The following is a 19,022-nucleotide window of genomic DNA, read 5'->3' as shown; positions in this document are numbered from 1 at the left end:
CGTTCAGGCGGCGGCGCCGGCCGCCATCCTTTGCGACAGGCCTTCCTCGACAACGGCCTTCAGGTCCATCAGCTGATACGGTTTTTTCAGGTAATGCACGTCGATGCCATCGAGCTCTGACGAGCGGCCATAGCCGGACGCCACCGCTACCGGCATTTGCGGATAGCGCTGGCGCACCCGGTGAACGAGCTCGATGCCGGACATCTTTGGCAGCGTGACGTCGGTCACCAGCATCGCATACGGCCCGGCTTCCAGCAGGGCCAGCGCTTCCTCCGCGGTCGGCACGCCAGTGGCTTCATGGCCCAGCTCTTCCAGCATCATCAGCGTGAGATCGAGCAGGTCGGCGTTGTCTTCCACCAGCAATACCCGCGGCGCGCTGCCGGCGGGCTGCGCTTCTTCCATATCGGCGTGAGCGAATGTGTCAGCGGCTGCGTCTGATGGCGATACCGCGCGCCGGTCCAGTATCTGCCTGACCTTGGCGGCAAGCTGTTCGCGGCGATAGGGCTTGGACAGCAGGTTCACGCCAGGGTCGAGGCGGCCGCCATGCACGATCGCATTTTCCGCATAGCCCGAGGTGTACAGCACCTCGATGCCTGGCGACAGGGCGCGCGCGCGGCTGGCCAGTTCGGTGCTGCGCAGCGGGCCGGGCATCATCACATCCGAGAACAGCAGGTCAAAGCGCTTCCCGGATTCGAGAATGGCCAGTGCGGAAGCGGCATCCTGCGCCTGCACCACCTGGTAGCCCAGTCCTTCCAGCATTTCGACCACGGTCGCGCGCAGCGCCGGATCGTCTTCCACGGCAAGAATGCGTTCGCTGCCGCCGGCCGCATTCACCGGCGCGGCAGCCGGAGCCTGCTCGGCATCGGCCATGCTGCGCGGCAGGTAGACGCTGACGGTGGTGCCTTCGCCCGGCACGCTGTCGAGCACGATATGGCCGCCGCTCTGCTGCACGAAGCCATAGGCCATGGACAGGCCCAGGCCGGTGCCCTCGCCTGGCAGCTTGGTGGTGAAGAACGGTTCGAAGACCCGGCTGATGAGTTCCGGCGACATGCCGCAGCCGGTGTCGGAGACGGTGATCCGGATGTATTGTCCGGGCCGCGCTTCGGGATGCGCTGCCGTATAGCGATCGTCGAGCTCGACATTGGCCGCCGACAGCGTCAGGCGGCCGCGGCCTCGCATGGCGTCACGGGCATTGAGCACCAGGTTCAGCACCACGTTTTCGAGCTGGCTGGTATCGACCAGGCTGTTCCACAGGCCATCGGCGATCTCGGTGCGCACCTCGATATCGTCGCCCAGCGTGTGGTGCACCATCTGGTGCATGTTGCGCAGGATGCCATCCAGGCGCACCACCACCGGCTGCAGGGGCTGCTGACGGGCAAATGCCAGCAGCTGGGAAGCCAGGTTGGCGCCCCGTTCCACCGCGGCCATCGCCACCCTGATGCGCTTGCTGTCGGCTTCATGCGACTGGCATGACTGGCTGAGCAGCTGCAGGTTGCCGCCGATGATCTGCAGCACATTGTTGAAGTCGTGCGCCACGCCGCCGGTGAGCTGGCCGATGGCTTCCAGCTTCTGGGCCTGGTGCAGCGCAGCCTGGCTCAGTTCGAGTTCGCGGGTACGCTGCAGCAACTGTTCCTGGCTGGTCTGCAGCGAGGCATAGGCTTCGTCGCGTTCGGTGCGGGCGCGGTGCGCCTCGGCGTGATAACGCACCCGGGCCACCAGTTCGGCCCGTGCCGGCCACTTGACCAGATAATCATTGGCGCCGGCGGCAAAGCCGCGCACCTTCTGCTGCGGCGCGTCCTCGGACGACACCAGAATGATGGGGATCTTCGCCGTCAGCGGTTCGGCGCGCAGCTGGGTGATGACCGAGAAGCCGTCCATGGTCGGCATGCACAGGTCGACCAGGATCACGCCGGGCTGGAACCGGGTGGCGCGTGCCAGTGCCTCCCGTGCGTCGTACAGGCAATCCACCTCGATATCCGGCTCGGCGCTCAGCATCTCGCATGCCAGGCTGGCGGCAAGTTCCTGGTCGTCAATGACCAGCACGCGCAACTGGCGCTGTGATGCAGCCATGAAGTCAGCCATGAGCGGCTGAGCGAATTGACATCATTTCCTTACGACCCCGGTCATGGGCAGCCCTTTTCATCGCATTGCCTCTTTATTGCACTTTCCCCAGCCGGATATGGTCATATCTGCATAACGTGAACGTCAATGCAACTCTTGGTTTGATTGCATTTAACAAGGAATCTTTTGACGAAATCGATGTCCTGAGAACCATGTTCTTTCAAGAGGCATTGCAGATGATCAGAAAACTCCTTCTCTCTGTCCTGTGCGCGCTATCCGTCTCGGCAACGGCTTTCTCGGGAGAAGCCCGTGCGCAGGGCCAGGCTGACCAGCAGTATTGCGGAAAGCTGGCGCAGATTGGCGCAAGCGCATACCGTACGCGTGCCGACGGTTATCCGATGGACAGGGTGTTGAACGAGGTCAAGACCATTCTTCGAAGCAAACCAGAAACGCTGGAAGACGCGCAGGAAGCCATCGTGTCGATCTATGACGACCGTTCCCTCAGGTCTTCCCAGCAAGCCTATGCCAAGGTCTACGACCATTGCCGCCAGTAATGACTGGTAACACGGCTGGCAAGCGCGCCGCAGCTCAGTCGATCTCGCTGCGCGTGGCGCCGATGCGATTTTCCCTTTCCAGCTGAATCACCTGGGCCGCGGCGGAAGCCGGAAATCCCAGGCTGTGCAGCACGAACTCCGACAGCTGCAGGCCTGACTCCAGGGTTTCAGGCACTACCAGCGTTGCGCCGGCGCGCAGCAGGGCCTGCGCATGCTGCTCGTCGCGAGCCCGGGCAAACAGCCGTACCTGCGGATAATCGCGCCGGATCGCCCGCGCCGCATGCAGCACCGATGCCGGATGGTCCATGGTCAGCACGATGGCCGCCGCATGCTGGGCATGAACGCGGCGCAGCAGCTCGCCGCGCGCGGCGTCGCCATAGTGCAGGCGGCCCGCATGCTCCTGCAGTTGCGCCACTAGTTGCGGATTGTTGTCGATGGCGGCATAGGCGATGCCCTGCCTGTCAAGGATCTGGGCCAGCATGCGGCCGATGCGGCCGAAGCCGACGATCACCACATGCCCCTTCTGCGGCGCGGCGGCATGGCCTGCGGCGGCAGGCAGCGGATGCTGCTCCTGCCACCAGTCGCCGAAGGCGCGGCCCAGGCGCGCCATGGCCGGCGTGGCGAACATGCTGCAGGCCACCACCAGCGTCATGAACTGCCCCACGTCCGGCGCCAGCAGCCGGCTGGCAACCGCCTGGCCCACCACGATGAAGGCGAATTCGCCGCCCTGCCCCAGCAGCAAGCCGCCTTCGACCGCCCGTCCGGTGGAAAAGCCGCCCAGGCGCAGCACCGCGCCCGTCACCAGCGCCTTGATGGCGAACAGGCCCGGCACCGATAGCGCCAGCCAGAGCGGCGTGCTGGCCGCTTCCCGCATATCGACCTGCATGCCGACCGACATGAAGAACAGCCCCATCAGCAGGCTGCGAAAGGGCGCGATCACCACCTCTACCTCATGCCGGAATTCGGTTTCCGCCAGCAGCAGGCCGGCCAGGAATGCGCCCAGCGCAAGCGACAGCCCGGCGGCGGCGGTCAGCGCGGCAATGCCAAGGGTGATCAGCAGCGTCAGCGCCATGAAGATTTCCGGCTGGCGCTGGCGCAGGAACATGTGCAGCAGAGGCCCGATCGCGCGCCGGCCTAGCAGGTAAATCAGCACCACGGCGCCGAGCGACTTGGCCACCGCCAGCAGCACCATGGGCAGCCAGCCGGCAGCGTCGCCGCCCGTGGTCAGCACGCCCAGCAGGATGAAGATGGGCACGACCGCCAGATCCTGCAGCATCAGGATCGCAAATGCGGCCTGGCCCAGCGGATAGCCCAGCGCCTGGCGTTCGGTGAGCAGCTGCATTACCACTGCGGTGGACGACAGCGACAGCACCAGTCCCAGCACCAGCGCCGCTTCCATCCGGTTACCAAAGAGCCAGGCCAGAAGGCCGATCACCAGCGCCGACAGCAGCACCTGGGCGCCGCCGGCGCCGAACACCCAGCGCCGCATGGCCCACAGGCGCGAGGCCGACAGTTCCAGTCCGATCATGAACATCAGGAACAGCACACCGAGTTCGGCCAGCGGCGCAATGCCTTCCGGACGCTGGAACACGAAATAGGACAGCCAGGCATGCTGCTGCGCCCACAGTCCCAGGCCATAGGGGCCGACCAGCGCGCCTACGGCAAGAAATCCAAGCACCTGGTTGATTTTCAGACGCTGCAGCAGCGGCATCAATATGCCTGCCAGCGCGAGAAACAGCAGCGCTTCGCGCAGGAAGGGCAATGGGTCGTTATGGGGCACGTTGTTGCATCCTGATCTGATCGGTAAAGCGACGGGCTGGTCTGCGCGTCAGATCAGGAATTATTGCATCCCGGCGTGGATGGCGATCCACTGCATAAGCGCCGGGGCCGGCCGCAGGACGGCCCGCATTCAGGCGCTGGGCTTGCCGCGTGTCATGCGGATCAGGATGCGCACTACTTCACGCACGATCTGCCGGTGCGGCTCGTCGAGCAGCTGCATGTCTGCAATCAGCTTGAGGTCGATCGAACTGGCATGCGCCGCCGGATTGGGCACCTCCTTGCGGCTGGCGTCGGCGCCGAAGCGCAGCCAGTCGATGGGCACCATCAGCCAGTCGGCCAGCGTGCGCATCTTGTCTTGCGTGGGTATGGCCTCGCCGATCAGCCATTTGCGGGCCGCGTGGACAGTGATGGGCGTGCCGGGATAGCGGATGTTGAATTCCCTGGCAAGCTCGGTAGGACTGTCCGGGGAATGATGCGCCTCCCGCAGGAGTTGCTGAAGCCGCAGACTGAATTGCTCCCGCTCGCTAGAAATCTTGACCATTAAGCAACTCCATTAACTACCAGTTACACGCAGCACTTCGATTTGTTAATTTGAGTGGCTGGGCTTGAATCGAAAAAACCTGAAATTTCACACCAGTTTCCCTCGCAACCTGCCTGAGGAAACATTTACATTTTGAAACAATATAGCATAACTATATTGTTAAAAAAAACATAACTATAGATTGCAGAAGAAAATTTACTATAAGTAATATTTGTATTTGCGCTGCGTCTACTTCGGCACCGATGTCGGTATTCATGTTCGATTTGCGCAAACCTTTTGCGATTAATTTGATCTTTACTTTCTGCTCCCCTTGTCAACCACAAGGATTTTCCTGTGAAACGCACGACCGTTGATCTGGTCAATGTTCTATGAGCGAACATTCGTAACAGAACTTTTCCTACCGATACTACAATGACAAGTGTTGTAAATATGTTGAATCTGTGAAAGATTGATAGGTAGAAATTTACTTTGGAGTAAGGAAAGTTGATACTTGGTATATGTAATTAACATTTGCCAAACTTATTAACACTTCCAATGCCATGAGAATTGCCGTACTTGATAACGATCGCAGCCAGAGCGAACTGGTATGTCAGGTTCTCTCCGCAGCGGGACATGCCTGCCATACTTACGCGTCAGGCAAGGAGCTGATGGCGCAAGCCAAGCGCGACAGCTTTGACTTGCTGGTGCTGCACTGGCAACTAGCCGACAGCAACGCCGCCGAGGTCATCAAATGGGTCAGGGAAAAGATGTCGCCCACCCTGCCGGTGCTGTTCATCACCGGGCGCTCGAACGAGGATGACATCGTGGCTGGCCTGGCTGCGGGCGGCGACGACTACATGATCAAGCCGATCCGGCGCGGCGAACTGGTGGCGCGGGTGCAGGCCCTGCTGCGACGGGCATATCCCACCCAGAATGCGGTGGAGCAGATCCAGTTCGGCTCCTACGTGTTCCAGGCCCGCACCGGCCGGGTGACGATGAAGGGCAAGCCGATCGACGTGACGCAGAAGGAATTCGACCTGGCCCTGCTGTTCTTCCGCAATCTCGGCCGGCCGCTGTCGCGTGCCTTCATCCTCGAAGCGGTATGGGCGCGCGATGTGCAGATTCCATCGCGCACCATGGATACCCATGTATCGCGGGTGCGCAGCAAGCTGCAATTGCGCCCGGAACACGGCTTCCGCCTCGCGCCCGTCTACAGCTATGGCTACCGGCTGGAACAAATGTCGCAAAACAATGGAAATGGCGGCGACAACGGCGATTGAAATACTGCCTGAAGTACGCTGAACTAGTTGATAAGTCCGTTAATCGAACCACGGAAAGATGGATGAAGAGCGACACGGTATAATAACGGCTCAATTTTCCGCCATTTTTCAATGCAACTCCTTGCCGTCGGGCTTAATCATCACACTGCGCCGCTCGCGCTGCGCGAGAAGGTGGCTTTCCCCGCTGACCGGATAGGTCACGCGGTTGCCGCTGCGCGCAACTGGTTCGGCGGCAGCGTGCCCGGCGGCGGCGAAGCGGCGATACTTTCCACCTGCAACCGCACTGAACTGTATTCGGCCAACCGGCTCAATGCCGGCGTCGATCACTCGATCGACAGCACCGCCCGCTTCCTGGCCGATTATCACCAGTTGCCCTACGCCGAACTGCGTCCCTATCTATACACATTGCCGCAGGATAATGCGGTGCGCCACGCCTTCCGCGTCGCATCAGGGCTGGATTCCATGGTCCTGGGCGAGCCGCAGATCCTGGGCCAGATGAAGGATGCGGTGCGCCAGGCCGAAGCGGCCGGCGGCCTCGGCACCTATCTGCACCAGATGTTCCAGCGCACCTTCGCGGTGGCCAAGGAAGTGCGCAGCACCACCGAGATCGGCGCCCACAGCGTCTCGATGGCGGCGGCGGCGGTCAGGCTGTCGCAGCGAATCTTCGACCGCATAGCCGACCAGAATGTGCTGTTCATCGGCGCCGGCGAAATGATCGAACTGTGCGCCACCCATTTCAGCGCGCAGAATCCGAAAACCCTGACGATTGCCAACCGCACGCTGGAGCGCGGCGAACTGCTGGCGCACCGCTTCAACGGCCAGGCCATCATGCTGGCCGACCTGCCCGAGCAGCTGGCCAATTTCGATATCGTGGTGTCCTGCACCGCGTCCTCGCTGCCCATCATCGGGCTCGGCCTGGTCGAGCGGGCGGTCAAGGCGCGACGCCGCAAGCCCATCTTCATGGTCGACCTGGCGGTGCCGCGCGACATCGAGGCCGAAGTCGGCCGCCTGGACGACGTGTTTCTCTACACCGTGGACGATCTCGGCGCGGCGGTGCAGACCGGCATGGAAAACCGCCAGGCCGCTGTCAGCCAGGCCGAAGCCATCATCGAGACCCGGGTCCAGGCCTTCATGCACTGGATGGACAGCCGCGCCGTGGTGCCGGTGATCCAGGAGCTGCATGAGAACAGCGAGCAGATCCGCCTGGCCGAACTGGAACGGGCGCGCCGCATGCTGGCCCGCGGCGACAGCGCCGAGGCGGTGCTGGACGCGCTGTCCAGGGGCCTGACCGCCAAGTTCCTGCATGGCTCGCAGCAGGCGCTGCACCATGCCCAGGGCGACGAGCGCGCCCGCCTGGCAACCCTGCTGCCGCAACTGTTCCGTACCCGTCGCTAGCGACGCGGTCCTGCCGCCATTCCCGATTGTCCGCGGCCCCGCCGCTTCCCTGTATTGCCCTAGCCGGAAAGTCCCATGAAGCCATCCATGCTCGCCAAACTCGACCAGCTCGCCAACCGGCTGGAAGAAGTCAGTTCGCTCCTGATGCAGGAAGGCGTCACCGACAACATGGACCAGTACCGCAAGCTCAACCGCGAGCATGCCGAACTCGGTCCGCTGGTCGAGCTGTACCAGCAGTACACCCAGGCCGACCGCGACGTCGTCGCCGCGCAGGACATGCTGGCCGACCCCGAGATGAAGGAATTCGCGCAGGAGGAAATCGCCGGCAGCAAGGCGCGCATGGAGCAGCTGGAACTGGACCTGCAGAAGCTGCTGCTGCCCAAGGACCCGAACGACGAACGCAACATCTTCCTCGAGATCCGCGCCGGCACCGGCGGCGACGAGTCGGCATTGTTCGCCGGCGACCTGCTGCGGATGTACACCCGCTACGCCGAACGCCAGCGCTGGCAGGTGGAAATGGTGTCGGAATCGCCGTCCGAGCTGGGCGGCTACAAGGAAGTGATCGTGCGCATCGTCGGCCTGGGCGCCTATTCGAAGCTGAAGTTCGAATCCGGCGGCCACCGGGTGCAGCGGGTGCCGGCCACCGAGACCCAGGGCCGCATCCACACCTCGGCCTGCACCGTGGCGGTGATGCCCGAAGCCGACGAGATCGAGGATGTGTACATCAATCCGGCCGACCTGCGCATCGATACCTATCGCGCCTCCGGCGCCGGCGGCCAGCACATCAACAAGACCGACTCGGCGGTGCGCATCACCCACCTGCCGACCGGCCTGGTGGTGGAATGCCAGGATGACCGCAGCCAGCACAAGAACAAGGCCTCGGCGCTGAAAGTGCTGGCGGCGCGCCTGAAGGATGCCCAGTTGCGCGAGCAGCAGTCCAGGGAGGCCGCAACCCGCAAGTCGCTGATCGGCTCCGGCGACCGCAGCGAGCGCATCCGCACCTATAATTTCCCGCAAGGCCGGATGACCGACCATCGCATCAACCTGACGCTCTACAAGCTCGATTTCATCATGGACGGCGACCTCGACGAACTGACCGGTGCGCTGGTCGCCGAGCACCAGGCCGAACTTCTGGCCGCGTTGGGTGACGACGAATAATTCCCCTTTCATGGAACAAGCAATGAATCCTTACCGTCCCGTATTGCTCGCCGTTGCCCTGGTCTCGATGATCCTGCTGGCCGTGGCGCTGTACCTGCAGCATGTGATGAACATGCTGCCCTGCCCGCTGTGCGTGCTGCAGCGCTATGCCTTCGCCGCCGTGGCCATCATCTGCCTGATTGCCGCCGGCCGCCGCAGCGCCGGCGCCCAGCGCACCGGCACCGGCCTGGCCGCCTTCGCCGCGCTGGCCGGCCTGGGCGTAGCCGGCTATCACCTGTACATCAAGGCCAATCCCACGATTTCCTGCGGCATCGACCCGCTGGAAACCTCGCTCAACACGATTCCCACCGCGCGACTGCTGCCCTTCCTGTTCCAGGCCGACGGTTTGTGCACCACCGAGTACGAGCCCATCCTGGGCCTGTCGATACCGCAGTGGTCCTTCATCTGGTTCGCAATCTTCGCCATCGCGCTGGGCTGGACTGCCTGGCGACGCGTCGCACGCGGATGAATAGTCCCCTGGCCGGACGCCCGATTGCCCAGGTGCTGGCGCAATCGCCGCTCGACGCACTCGATACCCGGGTGCTGCTGTGCCATGCGCTCGGCCTGACCCGGGTGCAGCTGATCACCCGCGCCGACCATCTGCTGACCGACACCGAAGCGGCGCGCCTGGAAGCCCTGCTGGCGCGCCGCGCGGCCGGCGAGCCGGTGGCCTACCTGACCGGCGAGCGCGAGTTCTACGGTCTGCCGTTCCACGTTACGCCGGCAGTGCTGATTCCGCGTCCCGATACCGAACTGCTGGTGGAACTGGCCTGCGAGCGCCTGCCCCGTGGCGGCAGCGTGCTCGACATGGGCACCGGCTCCGGCGCCATCGCCGTGGCGATTGCCCATGCCAGGCCGGACGCGCAGGTCAGCGCGCTCGACGCCAGCGCCGCCGCGCTGGAGGTGGCCCGCGGCAATGCCGCCCGCAATGGCGTCCACGTTGATTTCCTGCAAAGCGACTGGTACGCGGCACTGTCACGCTCGCCACGGCGCTTCGACATGATCGTCTCCAACCCGCCCTATATCGTCGCCGGCGACCGCCACCTGTCCCAGGGCGACCTGCGCTTCGAGCCGGTGGACGCATTGACCGACCATGCCGATGGCCTGTCGGCCCTGCGCGCCATCGTAGCCGGCGCGCCGGCCTTTCTGGGGCCGGGCGGCTGGCTGCTGATGGAGCACGGCTACGACCAGGCGCAATCGGTGCGCGCGCTGCTGCATGGCTGGGACCAGGTGCAGAGCTGGCGCGACCTGGCCGGCATCGAGCGCGCCAGCGGCGGCGTTCTCCCGGATCGCTGACAGCATTCACTCACATGGTTCGCTAACAGCCGTACTTTGCGTATCATCCAACGCTTGATTTTCCCTCTCCGACACAATGCTGCCTTCCATTGAACAACGCCTGGCCAACGAACTGGCCGCCCGCCCGGCGCAGGTTGCCGCCGCCATCGCCCTGCTCGACGAGGGCGCCACCGTGCCCTTCATCGCCCGCTACCGCAAGGAAGCCACCGGCGGCCTGGACGACATCCAGCTGCGCCTGCTGGAAGAAAGACTGCGCTACCTGCGCGAACTGGAAGACCGGCGCGCCGCGGTGATCGCCTCGATCCAGGAACAGGGCAAGATGACGCCGGCGCTGCTGCAGGCGATCAGCCTGGCCGAGGACAAGACCCGGCTGGAAGACCTGTACCTGCCCTACCGCCAGAAGCGCCGCACCAAGGCCCAGATCGCCGCCGAAGCCGGCCTGACGCCGCTGGCCGACGCCTTGCTGGCCGACCCGGCGCTGTCGCCGGAACAGGAAGCCGAAAAATACCTGAAGCCGGCCTTCAAGACCGACGGCGCCGACAACCCCGGCGTGCCCGACGTGAAGGCCGCGCTGGACGGCGCCCGCCAGATCCTGATGGAGCGCTTCGCCGAGGACGCCACCCTGCTCAGTTCGCTGCGCGCCTACCTGCAGGAACATGCGGTGGTCGAATCCAAGGTGGTGGAAGGCAAGCAGGATGCCGGCGAAAAGTTCGCCGACTATTTCGACTATGCCGAGTCCATCGCCACCATCCCGTCGCACCGCGCGCTGGCGCTGTTCCGCGGCCGCCGCGAGGAAATGCTGACGGTGACGATGCGCCTGGACAGCGAAGAGGAAAAGCCGAAATGGGATGCGCCGCACAACCCCTGCGAAGGCCGCATCGCCAGCCGCTTCGGCATCAGCAACAAGGGCCGGCCGGCCGATAAATGGCTGGCCGACACGGTGCGCTGGGCCTGGCGGGTCAAGCTCATGATGCACCTGGAAACCGAGCTGATGGGCGCACTGCGCGAGAAGGCGGAACTGGAGGCGATCAACGTCTTTGCGCTCAACCTGAAATCCCTGCTGCTGGCCGCGCCCGCCGGCCCGCGCGCCACCATGGGCCTGGACCCGGGCCTGCGCACCGGCGTGAAGGTGGCGGTGGTCGACGCCACCGGCAAGGTGGTCGACACCGCCACCATCTATCCGCACCAGCCGCGCAACGACTGGGACGGCGCGCTGCATACGCTGGCCCAGCTGGCCGCAAGGCATCAGGTCTCGCTGGTCTCCATCGGCAACGGCACCGCCTCGCGGGAAACCGACCGCCTGGCCCAGGACCTGATCAAGCGCCATCCGGAAATGAAGCTGACCAAGATCGTCGTGTCCGAAGCCGGCGCCTCGGTCTATTCGGCGTCCGAATTCGCTTCGCGCGAGTTGCCGGACCTGGATGTGTCGCTGCGGGGCGCGGTGTCGATCGCGCGCCGGCTGCAGGACCCGCTGGCCGAACTGGTGAAGATCGATCCGAAGTCGATCGGCGTCGGCCAGTACCAGCATGACGTCGGCCAGTCGCAACTGGCGCGCACGCTGGACGCGGTGGTCGAGGATTGCGTTAATGCGGTCGGCGTGGATGTCAACACCGCCTCGGCGCCGCTGCTGGCCCGGGTGTCTGGCCTGAATGCCAGCGTGGCCCAGGGCATCGTCAGCTACCGCGACATGAAGGGCATGTTCACCTCGCGCGCGGCGCTGAAGTCGGTGCCGCGCCTGGGCGACAAGACCTTCGAGCAGGCGGCCGGCTTCCTGCGGGTGATGAATGGCGACAATCCGCTGGATGCGTCCGCGGTGCATCCGGAATCGTATCCGCTGGTCGAAAAGATCCTCGCGGACCTGAAAAAGGATGTGAAATCGGTGATTGGCGACAGCGGCCTGTTGAAATCGCTGAATCCGGCAAGATATTCGGATGAGCGGTTCGGCGTGCCGACCGTCACCGACATCCTGAAGGAACTGGACAAGCCCGGCCGCGACCCGCGTCCGGAATTCACCACCGCCACCTTCAAGGAAGGCGTCGAGGAAATCAGCGACCTGCGGCCGGACATGGTGCTGGAAGGCGTTGTGACGAATGTGGCGGCATTCGGCGCCTTTGTCGACATTGGCGTGCATCAGGACGGGCTGGTTCATATCTCGGCGCTGTCCAACAGCTTCGTGAAGGATCCGCACACGGTGGTCAAGGCCGGCCAGGTGGTGAAGGTGAAGGTGCTGGAAGTCGATGCCAGGCGCAAGCGCATTGCGCTGACCATGCGCCTGTCCGACAGCGCGCCGACAGCCGGCAGCAAGCCCGAGCAGCGTGGCGACCGCACCGATGGCAAGCGCCTGGCGCAGCATCAGCGCCAGGAAAAGGCGGCGCCCGCCGGCGCGATGGCGGCGGCATTTGCCAAACTGAAGGGATAGCGCGCTGACGCCCCGGAGGTCCAGCTAAAGGTCGGACTTAAAAGTTGGACTGATAGGTCGGTCAGCGCACGCAGGCGGTTTTTCCTATAATGAGCAATCTCTTAAAAAGCGAGGCAGCAATGAGCGATGTACAAAACTGGATTAAAGAAACGGTGACCGGCAATCCGGTCGTATTGTTCATGAAAGGCACGGCGCAGTTCCCGCAATGCGGTTTTTCGGGCAAGGCGATCCAGCTGCTCAAGGCCAGCGGCGCCGAGAACATCGTCACCGTCAATGTGCTGGAAGACCCGGAAGTGCGCCAGGGCATCAAGGACTATTCCAACTGGCCGACCGTGCCGCAGCTGTATGTGAAAGGCGAATTCGTCGGCGGCTCGGACATCATGACCGAGATGTATGAGTCGGGCGAACTGCAGAGCCTGATCAAGGGCTGATTTTCTTTTTTGCCCCATGGCGGCCGACCGGCCTGTCCGGTCAGCCGCCAGTTTCTTTTCCGCGCGCCAACGCATTTCCCGCGCCTCCTGCTCCCCTTCATGCAATGCAATCAGGTAACGGCTGTCTCTGCCTATCCGATTACCGTACAATCATTCCTCCCCGGAAATGATCCGCAGCGCAAGGACGACCATGAACCCGCCTTTCCACAAGCAATTTTCCACGGCTGGCATTCGGCTGCTTGGCAGCGCGCTTGTCGTTCCTGCACTGCTCGCCTTGCCTTGCCTGGCGCAGGCTGCGAAGGCTGCACCGGCTCTCAAAGCCGCGCCGGCCTTGACGCCGACAACACCTGCAACATCTACAACATCTACACCGCAAGGCAGAATCATCCAGGTCGGCGGCAACAGCCAGATCCGCACTATTGCCGAGGCTGCAGCGATGGCGCAGGACGGCGACACGGTCGTCATCGCCCCCGGCGAATACTTTGGCGACGTCGCCACCTGGCGCCAGGACCGGCTGACCATCCGCGCCGGCGCCGGCGGCAGGGTCAAGCTGATCGCCGCCGGCTCGCATGCCGGCGGCAAGGGCATCTGGGTTATTGGCGGCGGACGTGTCACGGTGGAGGACATCGATTTCGTAGGCGCGCGGGTGCCCGACCGTAACGGCGCCGGCATCCGCTTTGAAAAAGGGCACCTGGTGGTCAAGCGCTGCTCGTTCAAGGACAGTGAAAACGGCATCCTGACCGCCGGCGATCCGGGCGCTACCCTGGAAATCGAGAACAGCGAGTTTGGCAACAATGGCGATGGCAGCGGCAGCACCCACAATCTGTACGTGGGCGACATCGGCATGCTGAAGGTCACCGGAAGCTATTTCCACCATGCGCGCCAGGGCCATCTGCTGAAGAGCCGGGCCAGGGAAAACCGGATCTTCCACAACCGCCTGACCGACGAGGTGGGCGGCCAGGCCAGTTACGAGCTTGAATTCCCGAACGGCGGCATGGCCTACGTGGTCGGCAATATCATCGAGCAGTCCGCCACGACCGACAATTCCACCATCATTTCCTTCGGCGCCGAAGGCTATCGCTCGCCACTCAACGCCATCTACCTGGCCAGCAACACCATCGTCGACGACCGTCCACAGGGCGGCATCATGCTGCGGGTAGCTGACGGCGAGCGGCAGGTCTACGCGGTGAACAACCTTCTGGTTGGCCAGGGCAAGCTCGACGGCGGGCAGGTCAAGGGCTGGCGCGACCGCCTGCGCGATATCGCCAAGGCAGCCTACTACCAGGACAGCAAGTTGCTGTGGACGAAAACCGGCATCGAAGGCCGTTTCATCAACAACTTCAATGTCGACTGGAGCGCCTTTGCATTGCCGGTGCGTTATGACTACCGCCTGCTGCCCAAGTCCGGACTCGATGGCAAGTTCGTGTTGCCCGAGGAGGTGAATGGCATCAGCCTGGTGCCGAACGGGGAATATGTGCATCCGGCGAAGTGGCGGATGCTGGACATGAAAGCGACTGTGCCGGGCGCACTGCAGGCGCTGGCGGCGAGCGGAACGGGCAGCAAATAGCTCTCTGCCGCGGATGATTTTGTTTATTTCTATTCATTTTCCTGAAAATAATGTGCCGGGACGTTTTATCGGGGAGCAAAGGTGGGACTGACACATTCCCCCCGAGCCGGCAACCGCCACCCTGCTCGTCCCGGTTTGCCGGGCTTCTGGTTTTTGGTCATCGCGTGCAGAAAAAAGCCTGAGGCGTACCTGCATGTAAAAATGCCGTCTTTTCGGCGGCGCTTCCTTCGACGCCATTGCCAAACAGGATGTCCTTTTTCTTGCTCCTAGCGCCGTGCTGCCGACACCATGGGTTGCGCACGCCGGATGAAAGACAGTGCATGTGCCGTCATCGGCTTCTCCACCGCAAGATGCACCAGCACACCGATGACGCCCGACACCGTGAGGTAGACCGCAAAGTGAGCCAGCACCTGCCACGGCGTCACCGCAGCCAGACCTGCGGATGCGAGCACTTCCGTGACCATCAGCAAGGCCAACACATGGAACAGATAGATCGCATAGGAAGCATCGCCCAATAGCCTCAGAAGCGGCAGTCTGATGCCGTCGAACAGGAAGACGGCGGAAAACACGATGACTGACGACGATAGCAAGAGTGCGGCATCGCCCATGTGCTGGGGCAACAAGGCCAGCGCGGCGAATCCCATTAGCAGCAACAGCAGCATCGACCAGCGTGACGGCTGCCACGCAGCCTTTTGCCTCAGGTATTCCACCAGGTAATAAAGCATGACGCCTGCCAGGAAATGCAGCATCACCGGCGCGGTGTAGAACTGAAAGGCCGCCGACTGCCCTTCTGCCACGACATTCAGCAGGCACAGGCCAAGCAGGGCTGCCGACATGAAAGCAATGCTGAACCGCCCAAGCAGCAGCGAAAGGCCGAACAGGAAATAGAAGAACATCTCATAGTTCAGCGACCATCCCGGCACCAGCGTAGGCCATATCTGGTCGGGATGAACCCGGTTCCAGTGCGGCATGAAAAGCGCATCCTGTAGCAGGACCGGATCGGTCAATGCGGTACGGTAAGCCAGCGTAGCCGACAGGAACAGCGCAATCCAGTACAAAGGAACCACGCGCGCAATGCGGCGTTTCCAGAACAGCATTGCTTCCGCCATCTTCTCGGTAAATGAACGTCCGGCAGCGAGCTGCCCGCCTTGAGTCGAGTACATCATTACCAGGCCGCTGATGACAAAAAAGATTTCCACACCACGACCGCCGAAGGTCACCGACATCGCGCCGCCGAATTCATGACGCGCGTGATGAAACACCACCATCATGGCCGCAATGCCACGCAGGTACTGAACGCCTTCGAGCAACCGAGGCTGGCGCGGTACAACATTTTTCATGCAAACACTCTCCACTGCACCGGTACGGTATAAAACGTTATCACTCCGGCCAGATGCGCATCGTGCGCGAATCGGTACTGTGCGCCATTACTCGTTTCAACATAGAAATTATTTTGCGCAAAAATAAAGGAAGCGGTGGATTGCGCCACCGCTTCCTTCCTGATCGACCATGCCGGCCACTCACTCCTTGCCGGCGCTCAAACGCTGGACCGCAAGCCCTTCCCTTACTCTGGAACGTTCACCGTCGTGCCATTGATCGCAATACGATCCCCGGCAGCTGGGCTAAGGGCAATCGGGGGCAGGTTCAGGCTGGTAACCGGCGTCGACGCATCAGTGCGCGGCACCGTCCTGACCACTTGGCTGGCAGGCAGCGCAGCCGAGCCATTCAGGTTGGCATATACCGCATCGAGCGCCCGGAACAGGTAGACGTGCATGGGTACGATGGTCGCCGGCACATAGGTGCTGAACAGATCGAAGTGGTTGGCATTGGTCACTTCCACGTAGCGCAGCTTGCTGGCAGCCCCTTCCACCGTGCTGTTGAGCCCCAGGTAAGCGCGGGAAGCATGATTGACCGGCACCAGGTGGTCGCTGCGTCCGGCAACGATGACTGCCGGCTTGCCACGCAGATTGCCGTTTGCCAGCACCTCGGCGATGCCAGCGCGCACCCGATTGCTCCGCTCGGCGAGGGTTCCTGTCAGCGCGCTGTTGTTAACCGGATCGCGGCCCGTCATCAGGGAACGCAGGCACAGCACGCCGTCAAGCGACTGGTCGGCGCGACCGGTGGAAGGCGATATGCCCGCGGTGTAACCCTTGGCGCCGCCCACCGAGTCTTCATAGACCGGGTTGCCGATGATGCCATTCTGGGAAGCAAAGCTCTGGGCCCGTTCCTCGACTGTCAAGGCTACCGGCAAACCAGCAGCGTCGGTCTTGGCGAAGGTGAAGCCGCATACCTTGTCGGCTGGCGTGAATCTGCCGTAGGCATTGGCATAGGTGGCCGTCACCAGGAAATTGGTGTTGGCATTGAAGCCGGCGAAAAATCTGTTTAACACCGGTGCCAGTGCCTCCTGGAAAGCATCGCTGTCGGCAGTCCAGCCGTAGTCACGCAGCCGCTTGCGGGCATCGGCCTGCTGGCTGGCGAGGCCGCTGCCAGTGAGCAAGCCTTTCTCGACCAGGCTGGTGCAGCGCCCGGCGTTGCCCGCGATGCAAGGCTGGTAGATGGCGGCGAAGCTGGAATAGTCGTACAAGGGCTTGCCCTGTGCGGCCACCGCCACGCCAGCCTGCTGGATGGTGTAGCCATCCGCCTTGCGCGGCTGGATCTGCGGCTCATTGGCGGCCACGCCATCGATCAGGCCCAGCCTGTCCTGCTCCGCGGCCAGCAGCGCGGCGCCGCCGCCATTGGAAATCGAGGAAGCGATCACGGTGGTATTTGCCGGCGTGATCACGCGGGCTTTCTGCCCGGCTGCGCCGCTTCCGTATTCCTCATTGAGCGCGTAGAAAGCGAAGGCGACCGCGTCCAGGGTGTTCTTGCCCCAGTCCTTTTCCGGGTTCTGCTGGGAATAGGCATGCTTGAAGGCGATCCGGTTGGGCAGCAATGCATTCAGCGCAGCGGCCGTCGTGCCTGGCAGCGCCGCGGTGAACAGCGAATCCTTGCCGGCTGCGGTGGCGGTGGCGCGCAGGCCGTTGCGCAGATTGACGGTATCGTCATCCAGGGTATGCAGGCCTGTGCCGGTGCCCTTGTCGGTATAGGCAACGGCGCAGCCGTTCTTCAAACCCCATTCGCCGGCCGTACCGATGGCGCCATACACCCCACGCGAACCGGATGAGGCGCCCGTAACGATACAGGGCTTGGCCTTGTCGAACGTGGACGGGATTTGCACCATCAGGGTCACGTTGCGGCGGCCGCTGCTATCGCCAACGTAGGTGATGTATTCCTTGCCGGCGATCTTGCCTTCGCCGCTGCCTGCCACGCCGGCCTTGTCAACATTCGGCCCGTACATGGTACCGAAGCCGCTTGCGGCGGAAGAGTCGATCACTGCACGGTAGTTGTTATAGATCGCGTTCTTGCGCAGCTCGGACGCGGTGGGATTGGCCTTGTCGACGTAGCCGGGTGCGGTAGTTGACAGCAGGCCAGTCTTGCCCAGGCCGCCCGTCAGCAGGTCGTCGGTCGTTCCGTCGTAGCTGGTAACGCTGACATCCCGTATGAATTCCGGCTTGCCGTTCAGCGACAGCAGGCTGTTGCTGCTGCCTCGCTGGGGTTTGAACAGGGTCAGCATGCGATCAACCTCATCGCCATCCTGGCTCTTGCTGGCCGGCACAAAGGTGATCGTGCGCGGGCTGGCATCGGTCACACCGGCAATCATTCCCAGCTCCTGCTTCATCAGCTTCTTGAATGCATCTTCGGCTTCCGCCACCTTGCCGGCGGAGACGCCACGAAATTCACCGCTGTTGAAGCTGGCTTCCAACGCGGCATCGTCGGCGGCATTTAACGCCAATTGCACGATGGAGCGGGTGAAATTGGTCAGATTGACGCGCTTGTCGACATCATCGGCGGTCAGCAGCGTGTAATAGGTGCCGCTGCTGCCGGCGACCTTCAGCATCAGGGGAAAACGCAGGCCGCTGGTGGAAAAGCTGAAATTGCCGTTGTCGTCCGTGGTAGCGGTGCGGCTGTTGCCATCAACGTCGCGGATCGCAATCGCAGCATTCGCAATCGCAGCCCCCTCCGCTGCGACACCCTTCATTGTCACGCCTTGTGCGGTGCTGCTGTCACTGCCGCTGCTGCCGCATCCAAACAGCGAAGCGCTGACTAATGAAACGGCAAAAAGCTGGGTCAACAGTACTTTTCTTCTTGGCATACCTGTCTCCTGAGATGAATAGTTTTGAGCCTTGATTGCTTGATGCTGACATTTGGACGAGTGGCCGGCTGCTTTAGGAGCTTCCTCAAATTTTCAGAATAAAGCGTGGCAAGAGAACACGAACATCGCATTCCTCGATGTGGCGAAGCAGCTGCTGGCTTCAAGCTGAAACGCCGAGAACGACTACGCTCCACCGGCATATTTATCGAATGACAACATTATTAGGAATAAATCAATTGTTATCATTTGTCAACGCTTATTGGCCAGGCGAAAGGCGTAAATCAAGGTTGGCACAGACGCGGCTTTGTTTCTAATATGAAACTTTAACGCG

At 62.6% G+C, this 19,022-nt stretch carries 14 protein-coding genes; 9 read left to right on the top strand and 5 right to left on the bottom strand.

Annotated elements, in window-relative coordinates; genetic code table 11:
* Positions 1-3 precede the first annotated feature (3 nt).
* Complete coding sequence (locus tag KTQ42_RS17770) at positions 4-2,070, bottom strand: response regulator (protein WP_249222808.1); 2,067 nt, start codon at positions 2,068-2,070, stop codon at positions 4-6.
* A 128-nt stretch (positions 2,071-2,198) separates the two neighbouring features.
* Here KTQ42_RS17770 and KTQ42_RS17765 point away from each other — a divergent pair, with 128 nt between their 5' ends.
* On the top strand, positions 2,199-2,615 hold the full coding sequence (locus KTQ42_RS17765) for a hypothetical protein (protein WP_217346673.1): 417 nt from the start codon (positions 2,199-2,201) through the stop codon (positions 2,613-2,615).
* A 34-nt stretch (positions 2,616-2,649) separates the two neighbouring features.
* Here KTQ42_RS17765 and KTQ42_RS17760 read toward each other — a convergent pair whose 3' ends face one another.
* Both KTQ42_RS17760 and KTQ42_RS17755 read right to left on the bottom strand, forming a co-directional pair.
* Complete coding sequence (locus KTQ42_RS17760; protein ID WP_349292160.1) at positions 2,650-4,395, bottom strand: cation:proton antiporter; 1,746 nt, start codon at positions 4,393-4,395, stop codon at positions 2,650-2,652.
* Between the two features lie 129 nt (positions 4,396-4,524).
* Positions 4,525-4,935: a hypothetical protein gene (locus KTQ42_RS17755; RefSeq protein ID WP_217346672.1), complete on the bottom strand. Its 411-nt coding sequence runs from the start codon at positions 4,933-4,935 to the stop codon at positions 4,525-4,527.
* A 539-nt stretch (positions 4,936-5,474) separates the two neighbouring features.
* Between KTQ42_RS17755 and KTQ42_RS17750 the strand changes: the two genes are divergently transcribed.
* The 8 genes from KTQ42_RS17750 to KTQ42_RS17715 all read left to right on the top strand — a co-directional run bounded on the left by KTQ42_RS17750 (position 5,475) and on the right by KTQ42_RS17715 (position 14,499).
* A complete protein-coding gene (locus KTQ42_RS17750) occupies positions 5,475-6,194 on the top strand; it encodes a response regulator transcription factor (RefSeq protein ID WP_217346671.1) in 720 nt (239 codons plus the stop codon).
* Between the two features lie 111 nt (positions 6,195-6,305).
* Entirely contained in the window at positions 6,306-7,589 is a 1,284-nt protein-coding gene (gene hemA / locus KTQ42_RS17745) for a glutamyl-tRNA reductase (protein WP_217346670.1), read from the top strand.
* A 75-nt stretch (positions 7,590-7,664) separates the two neighbouring features.
* Positions 7,665-8,747, top strand: a complete 1,083-nt coding sequence (prfA, locus tag KTQ42_RS17740) for a peptide chain release factor 1 (protein WP_217346669.1) — start codon at positions 7,665-7,667, stop codon at positions 8,745-8,747.
* Between the two features lie 22 nt (positions 8,748-8,769).
* Complete coding sequence (locus KTQ42_RS17735; RefSeq protein WP_217346668.1) at positions 8,770-9,255, top strand: disulfide bond formation protein B; 486 nt, start codon at positions 8,770-8,772, stop codon at positions 9,253-9,255.
* A complete protein-coding gene (gene prmC, locus KTQ42_RS17730; RefSeq protein ID WP_217346667.1) occupies positions 9,252-10,082 on the top strand; it encodes a peptide chain release factor N(5)-glutamine methyltransferase in 831 nt (276 codons plus the stop codon). The genes KTQ42_RS17735 and prmC overlap by 4 nt, the downstream gene beginning before the upstream one ends.
* 76 nt (positions 10,083-10,158) lie before the next feature.
* Positions 10,159-12,501, top strand: a complete 2,343-nt coding sequence (locus KTQ42_RS17725) for a Tex family protein (RefSeq protein WP_217346666.1) — start codon at positions 10,159-10,161, stop codon at positions 12,499-12,501.
* 119 nt (positions 12,502-12,620) lie between these two features.
* Positions 12,621-12,932, top strand: coding sequence for a Grx4 family monothiol glutaredoxin (grxD, locus tag KTQ42_RS17720; protein WP_217346665.1), 312 nt, complete (start codon positions 12,621-12,623; stop codon positions 12,930-12,932).
* Positions 12,933-13,122: 190 nt separating this feature from the next.
* The gene (locus KTQ42_RS17715; protein ID WP_217346664.1) at positions 13,123-14,499 is read left to right on the top strand and encodes a right-handed parallel beta-helix repeat-containing protein; all 1,377 of its coding nucleotides are present in this window, start codon (positions 13,123-13,125) and stop codon (positions 14,497-14,499) included.
* Between the two features lie 266 nt (positions 14,500-14,765).
* Here the strand turns inward: KTQ42_RS17715 and KTQ42_RS17710 are convergent, their stop codons facing one another.
* Both KTQ42_RS17710 and KTQ42_RS17705 read right to left on the bottom strand, forming a co-directional pair.
* On the bottom strand, positions 14,766-15,839 hold the full coding sequence (locus KTQ42_RS17710; protein WP_217346663.1) for an acyltransferase: 1,074 nt from the start codon (positions 15,837-15,839) through the stop codon (positions 14,766-14,768).
* A 224-nt stretch (positions 15,840-16,063) separates the two neighbouring features.
* The gene (locus KTQ42_RS17705; protein ID WP_249222807.1) at positions 16,064-18,577 is read right to left on the bottom strand and encodes a D-(-)-3-hydroxybutyrate oligomer hydrolase; all 2,514 of its coding nucleotides are present in this window, start codon (positions 18,575-18,577) and stop codon (positions 16,064-16,066) included.
* Positions 18,578-19,022 lie beyond the last annotated feature (445 nt).

It is taken from the genome of Noviherbaspirillum sp. L7-7A (genome assembly GCF_019052805.1).
Classification (GTDB): domain Bacteria; phylum Pseudomonadota; class Gammaproteobacteria; order Burkholderiales; family Burkholderiaceae_D; genus Noviherbaspirillum_A.
Note: the sequence above shows the minus strand (reverse complement) of the source record. Positions and strands in the feature narration are given on the sequence as shown.